The following is a 12,369-nucleotide window of genomic DNA, read 5'->3' on the forward strand; positions in this document are numbered from 1 at the left end:
GCTACCCAACTCCGGCCCGCGTTTCCCGGGCGTTTCTACTCCGACTCGAGGTCGCCCTCCAGCGACAGGTACACCTCGCGCATCTTCTCCAGCAGCGAGGGGTCCGGCTCCTCCCACAGCCCGCGGTCCGCGGCTTCGTTCAACCGCTCCACGATCCCGCGCAGGGCCCACGGGTTCGCCTGCCGCAGGAACTCCTGGTTCACCTCGTCCAGCACGTACGACTCGGTCAGCTTCTCGTACATCCAGTCGCCGACCACCCCCGCCGTGGCGTCGAAGCCGAACAGGTAGTCCACTGTGGCCGCCAGCTCGAACGCGCCCTTGTAGCCGTGCCGCCGCATCGCCGCCAGCCACCGCGGGTTGACCACCCGGGCCCGGAACACCCGGGCCGTCTCCTCGCCCAGCGTCCGCGTCCGGACCGCGTCCGGCGACGTGCTGTCGCCCACGTAGGACGCCGGAGCCGTGCCCGTCAGCGCGCGGACCGTCGCGATCATCCCGCCGTGGTACTGGAAGTAGTCGTCGGAGTCCGCGATGTCGTGCTCGCGGGTGTCCGTGTTCTTCGCCGCCACCACGATGCGCTTGTACGAGTTCTCCATGTCCTCGCGCGCCGGGCGGCCGTCCAGGTCCCGGCCGTACGCGAACCCGCCCCAGACCGCGTACACCTCCGCCAGGTCCTTGTCGTCGCGCCAGTTCCCGCTGTCCATCAGGGGCAGCAGGCCCGCGCCGTACGCGCCCGGCTTCGAACCGAAGATCCGCGTGGTCGCCCGGCGGGCGTCGCCGTGCTCGGCCAGGTCCGCGGACACGTGCGCCCGCACGAAGTTCTCCGACGACGGCTCGTCCAGCGAAGCCACCAGGCGCACCGCGTCGTCCAGCAGCGTGATCACGTGCGGGAACGCGTCCCGGAAGAAACCGCTGATCCGGATCGTCACGTCGACGCGGGGCCGGCCCAGCTCGGAAAGGGGAATGGCTTCGATGCCCGTCACCCGCCGCGAAGCCTCGTCCCACACCGGCTGGACACCCAGCAGCGCCAGGACTTCCGCCGCGTCGTCGCCGGACGTGCGCATCGCCGACGTCCCCCACACCGACAGCCCGACCGACTTCGGCCAGTCGCCGTTGTCCTCGCGGTACCGGCGAAGCAGCGAGTCCGCGAGCGCCTGGCCCGTCTCCCACGCCAGCCGGCTCGGGATGGCCTTCGGGTCGACCGTGTAGAAGTTGCGGCCCGTCGGCAGGACGTTCACCAGGCCGCGCAACGGCGACCCGCTCGGCCCCGCGGGGATGTAACCGCCGTCGAGGGCGTGCAGCACCGCGTCCAGCTCCGCCGTGGTCCCCGCCAGCCGCGGGACGATCTCCTCCGCCGCGAACGAAAGCACGCGGGCGACCTCGGCGTCCGGGGCGACCGACGCGACCGCCGTCGCGTCCCAGCCGCGCATCTCCATCGTCTGGACGAGCTCGCGCGCCGTCTTCTCGACGGCGTCCACTTCGGACAGTGACGCGTCTTCCTTCAGCCCGAGAGCCGACCGCAGGCCCGGCACCGCGCCCTGCTTGCCGCCCCACATCTGCTGCGCCCGCAGCATCGCCAGCACCAGGTTGACGCGCGCCTCGCCGACCGGCGCCGCGCCCAGGATGTGGAGCCCGTCGCGGATCTGGGCGTCCTTGACCTCGCACAGCCAGCCGTCGATGTGCAGCAGGAAGTCGTCGAACTCCGCGTCGTGCGGCCGCTCGTCGACACCGAGGTCGTGGTCCAGCTTCGCCGCCTGGATCAGCGTCCAGATCTGGGCGCGGATCGCCGGCAGCTTGGCCGGGTCCATCGCCGCGATGTTGGCGTGCTCGTCGAGCAGCTGCTCCAGCCGCGCCAGGTCGCCGTAGGACTCCGCGCGCGCCATCGGCGGGATCAGGTGGTCGACGATCGTCGCGTGCGCCCGCCGCTTCGCCTGCGCGCCCTCGCCCGGGTCGTTGATCAGGAACGGGTAGACCAGCGGCAGGTTCCCCAGGACGGCGTCGGGTGCGCACGACGCCGACAGCCCGGCCGTCTTGCCCGGCAGCCACTCCAGGGACCCGTGCTTGCCCAGGTGGACGACGGCGTGCGCGCCGAACTCCTCCTCCAGCCACCGGTAGGCGGCCAGGTAGTGGTGGCTCGGCGGCAGGTCCGGGTTGTGGTAGATCGCGACGGGGTTCTCGCCGAACCCGCGCGGCGGCTGGATCATGATGATCACGTTGCCGCTCTGCAGCGACGCCAGCACGATGTCGCCGTGGTCGACGTACAGCTCGCCCGGCGCCGGGCCCCAGTGTTCTTCCACCCCCGAACGCAGCTCCGCGGGCAGCGCGTCGAACCACTCTTGATAACGCGCGGCCGGGACGCGGATCGGGTTGCCGGAGAGCTGTTCCTCGGTCAGCCACTCCGGGTCCTGGCCGCCGGCGGCGATCAGCGCGTGGATCAGCGCGTCACCGTCGGGCTGGTCGGTGCCGGTCGGGTCGACGCCGGGGAAGGCGTCCGGGCCCAGGTCGTAGCCCAGCTCGCGCATCCGCCGCAGCAGCTCGATCGCCGACGCCGGGGTGTCCAGCCCGACCGCGTTGCCCACGCGGGAGTGCTTCGTCGGGTACGCGGACAGCATCAGCGCGATCCGGCGCTCCGACGTGGGCGTGTGCCGCAGCCGGGCGTGCGCCAGGGCGATGCGGGCGACGCGGGACGCGCGCTCGGCGTCCGGCACGTACCGGGGGAGACCGTCCTCGTCCAGCTCCTTGAACGAGAACGGCACCGTGATCAGCCGCCCGTCGAACTCGGGGACGGCCATCTGGTTCCCGGCGTCGAGCGGCGACAGGCCGTCGTCGTTGGCCGCCCAGGTCTCGCGGTCGCTGGTCAGGCACAGCGCCTGCAGGATCGGGACGTCGAGCGCCGCCATCTCGGCGACGTCCCACGCCTCGTCGTCGCCCCCGGCGCCCACCTCGGACGGCCGCGTGCCGCCCGCCGCGAGCACGGTGACCAGCAGAGCGTCCACGGAAGCCAGTTCGGCCATCATCTCCGGCTCGCGCGTGCGCAGCGAAGCGCAGTAGATCGGCAACGCGCGCCCGCCCGCCGCTTCGATCTCGTCGGCGAGGGCGTGCACGAAGTTCGTGTTCCCGGACAGGTGGTGCGCCCGGTAGTACAGGATCCCGATGACCGGACCATCGCCCCGCGCGGGACGCTCGAGGATGCCCCATTCGGGCTGGCGGGCGGGCGGCTCGAAGCCGTCGCCGGTCAGCAGGAGCGTGTCGGAGAGGAACCGGTGCAGCTGGGTGAGGTTCGCCGGGCCGCCCTGCGCGAGGTAGGCGTGGGCTTCGGCGGCGATGCCCGCCGGGACGGTCGAGAGCTTCATCAGCTCGGCGTCCGGGGTCTGCTCCCCGCCCAGGACGACGACGTGCGCGCCCGACGCCCGCAGCGTGTCCAGGCCCTCCTGCCAGGTCCGCGGGGTGCCGAGGATGCGGACGACCACGATCCGCACGTCTTCGAGCAGGCCCGGCAGCTCGGCGACGTCGATCCGCGACGGGTTCGCCAGCCGGAACTCCGCGTCGGCCGAACGGGCGCTGAGCAGGTCGGTGTCCGAAGTGGACAGAAGCAGGATCACGAGGTTCCTCCTCGGGGTCCGCGCCCCGGGTAGTACGGGCGCGCCGGCCGGAGTTCCTGGCTCCCGGAGATCGCTCTCCGGTCACAGTGGCGGGACCGCCCCGGATTTCCACCGGGTTCCTCCACCTGCCGACGCGTGGGTATCGGTCTCACTCTCCGGTGCGGCCGACCCGGCGTCAAGGTGACGTGTGCGGCTCAGAGCCGCTTGGCCGCGCGGAACGCCTTCGCGTACGTGCCCGAGCCATCGATGAGCGACACCCCGCCGGCGTCCCCGAACGTGGGCCCGTTGGCGACCTTCCGGCTGGACAGCACGCGGTGGTGGCCGTCGCTGTCGATGCCCAGGTAGATGCCGGTGTGCGACACCTGCGTCCCCAGCTGCGGCTCGAGGTTGAAGAACAGCACGTCACCCGGCTGGAGCGCGCTGAAGTCCGTCGCCTGCTTCTTCTCGTCGTGGACGACCTCGGTCCCCGGCCCCAGCTCCGACAGCGCCCACGCGCGGCGCGGCAGGCCCGGGCCCTTCGTGTTCGTGCCCAGCAGCGGGTAGCCCGACCGGTAGCCGTACACCATCCGCACGAACCCGGAACAGTCCAGCGACCGTGCCCTGGCGGGCTCCGCCGCCTCGTGGACACCGCCCGGGAAGTCCCAGCCGATACCCAGGTAGTCGTAGAAATCCGACTTCTCGAGCCGGCCCTCGGCGCTGTCCGGGCCGAAGTTGGCGTCCCCGCCGATCCGCAGCTTCTTCGAGATCTGGTCGGCCGCGCCGTCGGTGTACTGCAGCGCGATGGCCAGCACGTCCGGGTCCGTGTCGCCGACGGCCTTGGGCAGCCAGCCGGTGAACCACTTCTCCTTCTCCGCGCCCGCCCGCCACGCCTGCGGCGCGAGCCGGATCCAGGCCGTCGAGGTGATGCTGACCTTGGTGAACTTCGGCTCGGTGAACGTCCGCGACCGGCCGGTCAGCATGACCGTGCGGGAGCCGTCGGTGAAGGACGCGAGCTGGGCGCCCGCCGCGTCGCGGACGATCGTGCGGGCCGGGTTGTCCAGCCGTTCGTAGGTGTACCCGCCGGTGACCGCCGCGCCGGACGGGGCGGCCGACGCCGAGATCGCCGTGATCTCCTGCTCCTGGCCGCGCGCGACGTACAGCGCGGCCGCGCCGGACACGCCGATGACCGCCGCGAGCACGCCGATCCGGACCGCCTTGCGCATCGTCACCTCATACCGTCGGGACCAGCCCGACCAGCACCCCGCTGATCAGGATCGCGTAGCTGGCCAGGCTGACCCCGCCGGTGGCGAGCATCGTGGCCACGGGCTTCTGCCGCACGAGCTGGTAGGCGACCAGGCCCGGCACGACGAACCCGAGCGTCTGGTGCACGAACAGCAGCGGGAAGTCGGCCTGCAGGAAGATCAGCAACGTCGTCTGCAGCACGACGCCGAGCAGCACGACCGCCGCGAACAGCCGCTTGCCGTACAGGATCACCAGGCGCTGCAGCAGTTTCGTGCCGCCGAACGTCAGCGCCGTCATCAGCACGATGATCGCCGCGCGGCGGTAGTCCTCGACCATGGTCAGCGCGATCCAGCCGGGTGTGATCATGCCGCCGGGCGACAGGTTCGTCGTCAGGTAGCAGACCAGCGACAGCAGCAGGCCGATGGCCAGGCCGACGGTGGCGACCTCGGGGGCGAGGGACGTGGTGAGCATCAGGCGACCGGTTCCAGTTTGGCGAGTTCCTCGATGAGCAGTTCCCCCTGGCCGTGGATGTTGCCGATGGCGATCAGCGACGCCTGCCGCCCGACGCCGCCGACGATCCCGCGCAGCAGCTCCCGCGGCGACCGCGAACCGCCGAGGTCGACGACCCGGTCGTGCCACTCGCTGGGGATCGCGACGCGGGCGCTGCGGGTCGGCTCGCCGATCAGCACGACGCGTTCCGGGGCGATCTTCGGGATGAGCGCGCCCATCTGGCCGTTGCGCTCGACGCGGTCCGGGCGGCAGTTGATGATCACGTGCAGCGGGTCGGCGATCGCGCCCTGGCGGCGGAGCTGGTCGATGTTCAGCAACGTCGATTCGGGGTCGTTCGCGGCGAAGACGTTGGCGAAGCGCAGGAGCCGGCGCCCGGCGCGGTACCGGTGGACCTGCAGCACGCCGGGGTCCGGCGGCGCGGCCCACATGCCCTCGAGCGCCAGCTGCCGGTTGACGTTGAGCAGGTCCGCCACCGCCAGCGCGATGGCGACGTTCTCCTTGAACGTGATCCAGCTGAAGCCGCGCATCTCGGCGTCGGTGACGGACTCGGGGTCGACGGCGATGAGCTCGCAGTCCCGCTTGGCGGCCTCTTCCCGCAGGATGTGCAGCCGGTCCTTCTCCGCGGTCAGGCAGATGCCGCCGACCGGCATGGACCGGCTCAGCGAGCGCGCGACGTCGTCGAGCGTCGGGCCCATCTCGGCGAGGTGGTCCTCGCGGACGTTGCAGAGCACGCCGATGGTCGAGCGGATCAGCTTGCTCTGGTTGATCTCCTGCAGGTCCGGCATGACGGCCATGCACTCGATGACCAGCGCGTCGGGCCGGTAGGCGGCGGCCCGGCGGACGATCCCGATCTGCTCGACGACGTTCGCGATGCCGAACTTGCGGTAGACCGGCTCCTCGCTGCCGTCCGGGTGGATGAACCGGGCCGCCGTACCGGTGGTCTTCGCCGTGGTGACGAGCCCGCCGCCGCGCAGCGCGCCCGCGCAGAGGCGGGTGATGGACGACTTGCCGCGGATGCCGTTGACCAGCACGCGCGTCGGGATGCTGTGCAGGTGCTTGTAGTGCTGCCGTTGCTCGGCGATCCCGGCGGCCAGCATCGCCGCCGACGCCGCGAGCAGCACGACGTAGAGGAACGTCACGTCAGACCCCGGCCCCGTCCAGCCAGCTCAGGTAGTCGCTCTTGGCCTTTTCCTCGGGCGTCCGGGCGGGCAGCCGCGGCGGCGTCTGCGGCCGGGGACGCGCCGGCCGGGTCGCACGCGGGGGCTGTGGCTTCGCCGGTGGCCGCGGCTTCGGTTTCGGCGCGGGTTCCGGCTCGTCCACGATCTTCTGGAGCAGCTCGGTCTCGTCGGTCGCCGCGCCGGCGGGCCGCCGGACCTCGCCGAGCCGGTCGCGGCCGTCGGTCAGGGCCTGGCGGCAGATCTCGACGCAGGAGGCGACGGTGCCGATCTCGTCCTGGCGCTGCGGGTAGACGACGGCGCCGGTGTCACCGGCCGCGATCCGCCGCGCCTGTTCGCCGACCCGCCGCAGCGGCCGCACGACGACCAGCAGGTGCCAGGCGAACAGCATCAGCGCGACCACGGCGGTGAGCAGCGCGGCGACCCGCGCGCCCGAGCGCACGGTGTTGTCCGCGACACCGAGGGAGCCGATCGGCTGCTCGGCGACGACGACCCACTTCAGCGTCGCGGCGTTGCCCTTGTCGGCCAGGCGCTGGGCCGCGACGAGCGCGGACGGCGTCGTCTCGCGGGCGTCCTTGCCGGACTGCGCGGCATCGACGTTCTTGATCAGCGCGGGGTCGGACAGCGGGGAGAACGCGAGGTAGCCCTCGGTGTCGGCGATCGTGCGCTTGCCCTCGTCGACGACGCGGACGCGGCCGCCCGCGGAGCCGAGCAGCTCGGCCATGCGCGGCACGTCGTACTCGCCGACCAGGACGTTCTTCGAGTCCGGCAGCGGCGTGAAGGCGTAGACGACCGGGACGCGGCCGCTGGTGTTGTGCTGGCGCAGGCCTTCGCCGTCGGGCAGCTTGCCGGGGTCGCGCAGCGACTCGCGCCCGGCCAGCAGCCGGACCGCGCCCTGGGGGTCGGCGACGTAGACGCTGCGGAACCGGCTCTCGGTGCCGGCGAGCCGCTCGAGCATGCCCCGCAGCTGGTCGGGCTCCTTGCCCTTGCCGAGCCGGGCCACGGACTGCAGGTCGGTGAGGCCTTCGGCGAGGCTGCGGCGCAACGTGTCGGCCGAGCGCGTGACGCGGACGCCGTGCTCGCTGAGCATGGTCGGCGACACCTCGGCGTGCTGCCGCCCGAGCGTCGCGGCGACCGCGCCGGACCAGCCGAGCAGAGCCAGCGCGACCAGCGCGACGACGAGCTGGGCGGACAGGAACGGGCGCACCTTCGGCGCCGGCTTGCGGCGGCGCAGCTTGGCCCGGGCCCGCTCGAGGGCCGCCGTGACGCGGTTGACCTCGCTGATCCGCGACTGCCGGACCGGCTTGCCGAGCACCCCGGCGGCCACGGCGAGCGCGTCGGTGCGCAGCCTTCGGACCGGCGCGACGACCGTGCGCCGCAACAGGACGAAGCCCGCGACGGCCAGCACGAGCAGCGCGGCGGCGGGGATCAGGCCCGGCCAGCGCACCGGCACGGCCTCGACCGGGAAGCGGCTGAACGCCACGACGGACAGGCCGAGGCTGCCGCCGATGCCCGCGGGGGAGACCGGGGCGTAGGAGACGACCGGGGCCCGCTCCTTCCCCTTGTCGGCGACGGCGGCCCCGGTGAGGACACCGGACTGCCCGGCCGCGGCCGCGGTGGCGGCGCGGGCCAGCAGCTCCTGGGCGGGGGTGTCGGTCGCGGCGACGTCGGAGCCGTGCGAGTGCAGGACCGCGCCGTCCGCGGTGACCAGGCGGACCTGCTGCTGGGTGTCCTTGTCGAGTTCGCCCGCGGTCGTGCGCAGCGCCGTCGAGACGACGAGGAGCTTGCCGGCCCGGGCACCGGTGAGGGGGAGCGCGGTCAGCACGAGCGGGGTGTCGCCGGGGCGGGCGACCGGGCGGACGGTGAGGTTCGCGACGGCGACGCCGCGCAGCGTCTCCACGGGCACCGGCTCGCCGCGGGTGGCCAGGACCTTCTGCGCGGCCGGGTCGTAGACCACGACCCCGCGCCAGTCTTCGTACGTTTCACCCAGCCGGGTGAGCAGGGCGGTGTCGTCCGCCGTGTCGAACACGCCGGAGCCGGCCGCGACCTGGAGGTCGCCGGCGGCGGCCGTCGCCGAGGTCGCGACGCTCTGCGCGAGCCCGGCGGTGGTGCGCTGCTGGCCGGCGGTCACCTCGTCGGGAACGCGGCCGGCGGCGTCGTTCGCGCGGATCAGGGACAGCGGGCCCGCGGTGGACAGGTAGAGCGCGGTGAAGGCGGCGATGAGCAGCAGCAGGACGAACGTGGTCGCGGAAGCGACACCGGCGCCGCGGGGGAACCCCGCTTCCGGAATCTGGGCGCGCAACCGCGCCGTGCGAACTTCGTGCTGGTTCAAGAGGGTCTCCCCAGGCCCTTCGCGTCATGCGTCCCGGAGGACTCCGGCCACTGCGGCCGCTACCGAAAACGCCCACCCGTTCGGGTTACATGCAGGTATCAATGTGGTCTTCGGTGACGTTACAACTGCCCCCATCGGGGGACAAATGGCGGCTAAGGCTAACCAATGGGTGACATCAGTACACTCCGGGTGGTGATGAGCCGACCGCGGATGTTGCTCAGCGTGGCCGGCGTGGCCGTCGCGCTGGCCTTGGTCCTCACCCTCGTGCTGACCCTGGGTGACGACGCACCGCCGAAGCCAGCCCCGGAGGCCGGTGTGGATTCCCTGGTGACCGACTTCACCGCCCGGCTGTCCGCGGACCAGGAGTACCGCTCACCGAAATCCGACGAACGTCGCACGGCGGCGGCCGGGTTCGCGGCGCTTCTGGACCGCCGTGGCACCGCGGATTTCGAAAAGCTCGGTTTTTCGGTGCGCGACGGCGTCGACCCGGCGACCGGGCGGCCGTACACGATCGCCGTCAACGAGCCCGGCACCGAGCGGGCGTGGGGGATGTACGTGATCGACCGGTCGGCGCCGCCGTCGCTGGCCGTCGAGGTGCCGCACCCGGCGTTCGACCTGCGGACCGAGCTGTTCGGCGTCGACCTGTTCCGCCGCACCCCCGGCGCGGTGCTGCTGGTGGCGGGCGCGCACCGCAAGGCCGACGACAGCAAGGCCGACGTCGCGCACGAGGAGGACTCGGTGTTCCACGTCGTGGCTTCGGCGTTGGCCGGGCGCGGGCTGGCGCAGGTCCAGCTGCACGGGTTCCACGACGAAAACCTGCCGTCGACGGACATCGTGCTGTCCTCGGGTGCGTCGGTGGCGGGCGACGCGGCCCGCCGGACGGCGACGCGCCTGACGGCGGACGGCTTCGCGGTGTGCCGGGCCTGGGAGGAGCGCTGCGGCGCGCTCGAGGGGACGAAGAACGTCCAGGGCAAGCTGGCGGCGGCGGACGACACGGTGTTCCTGCACGTCGAGATGAGCCGGACGGTGCGCGAGTCGCCCGGACGACGCGCCGACGTCGTCCGGGCGCTCACCGAGGCCGAGCTCACCACGCCTTAGGCGGACCGCTCGCCCAGTCGCGGGAAGGGCTTCGTCGAGAACAGGACCTCCACCGGGACCTCGAAGAACTCCGCGATCCGCAGCGCCACGAACAGGCTCGGGCTGTACTCGCCGCGTTCCAGGTAGCCGATCGTCTGGTAGTGCACGCCCAGCGCCTCCGCCAGCTGGCGGCGCGAGATCGACCGCTCCGCGCGCAGCATCGCGATCCGGTTGTAGACGACCTCACTCATCACTACCCCACACGCTGCATGGCCTTCTCCCGCCGCTGTGCCACCGACGAACCCGCTTCCCGCCGCGCCATGCGCCGCAGCAGCACCGGGGCCAGTGCCAATCCGATCACGGACCACGCCAGCAGCACGCCCAGGGTCGGCAACGGCCGCCACGACTGGCCGATTTCGACGACCACCGCGCTGTCCGGCAGCAGCGCCGAGCGCATGCCGAGGCCCAGCCAGTACATCGGGAACACCTGCGCGATGCCCTGCACCCACGCCGGCAGCGCCGTGACGGGGTAGAAGATCCCGGAGATCGCGCCGAGGCCCATGATCGGCAGCGTGATCAGCGCGATGGACCGCGGGCTGTTGGTGAGCGAGCCCAGCGCGGCCCCCAGCGGCAGGGTGGCGACCAGGCCGAGCGCCAGCACCCACAGCAGGTGCAGGTACGACCAGCCGCCGTCCGGTGCGAGCGAATCGAACAGGAACAAGCACGGGACCAGCACCAGCAGGATCCCGGTGACCTGCGCCATCGCCACCGCCGCCGTCTTCCCGACCAGGTAGCCGAACATGCCGTTCGGTGTCGCTTTCGCGCGCAGCAGCGTGCCGTCCTCGCGGTCGATGGCGAGGTAGCCCGCGGTGCTGTTCAAGCCGTTGAACACGATTCCGGCGCCGAGCACCCCGGGCACGGTCGCCGCGCCGAGCGAGAAGCCGGTGCCGGGCAGGGTCGCGTTCCGCATGAAGAACAGCGTGCCGAGGAAGAGCGCGACGAAGACGAACTGGCCGACGACGTCGTCGCGGTTGGTCCACGTCTGCTTGAACTCGATCCAGCCGCGGTCCAGCCCGGCTCGCAGGGCGGCGGTCCTGGCGTTCATCGCGCGCCCGCTTCCTGGAGACCGAGCTCCGTCTCGCCGCCGGCTTCCGCGCGGTGGACCAGCGTCATGTAGGTGTCCTCCAGCGACGCCCGCCGCACCTCGAGGTCCGAGACGGCTTCGCCGTGCTGCTTGAACAGCTCGTAGACGTACTTCGTCGCTTCGGTCGTCAGGTGCACGAAACGCTGGCCGTCGAGCGTCCAGCGGACCTCGGCCTCCCCGGAGATTTGCCGCGACAGCGCGTCGGCCGAGCCGTCGGCGATGATGCGGCCGCCGTTGAGGATGAGGATCCGGTCGGCCAGCTTCTCGGCCTCGTCGAGGTCGTGCGTGGTCAGCAGGATCGTGGTGTCCAGTTCGTCGGACAGCCGGTGCACCAGGTCGTGGAACTCCCGCCGCGCCTCCGGGTCGAAGCCCGCGGTCGGCTCGTCGAGGAACAGCAGCTCGGGCCGCCCGACGATGCCGATCGCGACGTCGAGCCGCCGGCGCTGGCCGCCGGAGAGGTTCTTGATCTTCTTCTGCGCGTGCTCGGTGAGCCCGACGGCCGCGATCAGCTCGTCGGCGTCCCACGGCCGCGGGTGCGACGCCGTCGAGTACGGCGCGTAGTAGCGGCCGAGATGCGCGAGCAGCTCCCGGACGTGCCACTTCCCGTGGTCGCGCCAGGACTGGAGCACGACCCCCAGCCGCGCCCGCCAGTCCTCACCGCCGTGAGCGGGGTCGACGCCGAGGACGTCGACCTCGCCCGCCGACCGCATCCGGAACCCTTCGAGGATCTCGATCGTCGTCGTCTTGCCCGCGCCGTTCGGCCCGAGCAGGCACACGACCTCGCCCCGGTACGCCTCGAATTCAACGTCGTGGAGCACGTCGTTCGCGCCGTAGCGCATCCGCAGCCCGCGCACGCGGACCACGGGGACAGCTGGATCTCTCATCGTGCCAACCCCCATCAGACTGATGCGATCGAATGTAGCACACCTACTACATCCGATCAGAGTTCTGCTGCGTCGGGAACTTGACCGGCGGTCACCCGGTTCGCCGGGCATGGGTACCTGGCTGGGGCTGGCTCTTCCGGGCGGCGTCGTGATCCTGCTGGTCATGGCCGCGATCGAACTGCGGCCGCGCAAGAACGGCTCCCGGTTCAAGGCGCGGCTGTCCGCGACCTACCTCGAAGAGACCACCGCGTTCCTCTACGGCACCAAGCGGCGTGAGCTGGAACACCGGGAAACGATGTCGATGCTCGTCGAACAGGACGCCGACGGCGCGCCACCCCTGCGTGACGTGGACCTGGACGCCGGGATCGCCCGGATCCGGCCCCGCTCGGACCCGCCGGAGCCGGAAAACCGCCAGCTACAGTGACCT

Annotated in this window: 10 protein-coding genes and 1 riboswitch; of the genes, 2 read left to right on the top strand and 8 right to left on the bottom strand. The window is 72.0% G+C overall.

The genetic code is table 11. The features are described 5' to 3' along the window. Window positions 1-35: 35 nt before the first annotated feature. The 5 genes from cobN to ACWEVP_RS38445 all read right to left on the bottom strand — a co-directional run bounded on the left by cobN (window position 36) and on the right by ACWEVP_RS38445 (window position 8,837). Entirely contained in the window at window positions 36-3,599 is a 3,564-nt protein-coding gene (gene cobN, locus ACWEVP_RS38425; protein ID WP_452067493.1) for a cobaltochelatase subunit CobN, read from the bottom strand. 32 nt (window positions 3,600-3,631) lie between these two features. Next, window positions 3,632-3,743, bottom strand: a riboswitch (cobalamin riboswitch). Window positions 3,744-3,793: 50 nt separating this feature from the next. Then, entirely contained in the window at window positions 3,794-4,801 is a 1,008-nt protein-coding gene (locus tag ACWEVP_RS38430; protein ID WP_452067494.1) for an NlpC/P60 family protein, read from the bottom strand. Window positions 4,802-4,808: 7 nt separating this feature from the next. Continuing rightward, complete coding sequence (locus tag ACWEVP_RS38435; protein ID WP_452067495.1) at window positions 4,809-5,291, bottom strand: poly-gamma-glutamate biosynthesis protein PgsC/CapC; 483 nt, start codon at window positions 5,289-5,291, stop codon at window positions 4,809-4,811. Continuing rightward, window positions 5,291-6,469 carry a poly-gamma-glutamate synthase PgsB gene (pgsB, locus tag ACWEVP_RS38440; protein ID WP_452067496.1) on the bottom strand — a complete coding sequence of 393 codons (1,179 nt, stop codon included), beginning with the start codon at window positions 6,467-6,469 and terminating at the stop codon, window positions 5,291-5,293. Before pgsB ends, ACWEVP_RS38435 begins: the two co-directional genes overlap by 1 nt. A 1-nt stretch (window position 6,470) precedes the next feature. Further along, entirely contained in the window at window positions 6,471-8,837 is a 2,367-nt protein-coding gene (locus ACWEVP_RS38445; protein ID WP_452067497.1) for a HAMP domain-containing protein, read from the bottom strand. Between the two features lie 195 nt (window positions 8,838-9,032). Here ACWEVP_RS38445 and ACWEVP_RS38450 point away from each other — a divergent pair, with 195 nt between their 5' ends. Next, a complete protein-coding gene (locus ACWEVP_RS38450; RefSeq protein ID WP_452067557.1) occupies window positions 9,033-9,935 on the top strand; it encodes a hypothetical protein in 903 nt (300 codons plus the stop codon). Here ACWEVP_RS38450 and ACWEVP_RS38455 read toward each other — a convergent pair. Genes ACWEVP_RS38455 through ACWEVP_RS38465 form a run of 3 tightly spaced genes read right to left on the bottom strand, consistent with a single transcriptional unit; the run spans window position 9,932 to window position 11,942 of the window. Next, window positions 9,932-10,165 (bottom strand): helix-turn-helix transcriptional regulator, encoded by a 234-nt coding sequence (locus tag ACWEVP_RS38455; protein WP_372671072.1) that lies wholly within the window; start codon window positions 10,163-10,165, stop codon window positions 9,932-9,934. The two genes, ACWEVP_RS38450 and ACWEVP_RS38455, sit on opposite strands and share 4 nt — an antisense overlap. Window positions 10,166-10,167: 2 nt before the next feature. Then, entirely contained in the window at window positions 10,168-11,019 is an 852-nt protein-coding gene (locus tag ACWEVP_RS38460; protein WP_452067498.1) for an ABC transporter permease, read from the bottom strand. Then, window positions 11,016-11,942, bottom strand: coding sequence for an ABC transporter ATP-binding protein (locus ACWEVP_RS38465; RefSeq protein WP_452067499.1), 927 nt, complete (start codon window positions 11,940-11,942; stop codon window positions 11,016-11,018). Before ACWEVP_RS38465 ends, ACWEVP_RS38460 begins: the two co-directional genes overlap by 4 nt. A gap of 109 nt (window positions 11,943-12,051) precedes the next feature. Between ACWEVP_RS38465 and ACWEVP_RS38470 the strand changes: the two genes are divergently transcribed. Then, window positions 12,052-12,366, top strand: coding sequence for a DUF6191 domain-containing protein (locus tag ACWEVP_RS38470; protein ID WP_452067500.1), 315 nt, complete (start codon window positions 12,052-12,054; stop codon window positions 12,364-12,366). Window positions 12,367-12,369: the final 3 nt, after the last annotated feature.

The organism is Amycolatopsis sp. NPDC003865, assembly GCF_053605345.1.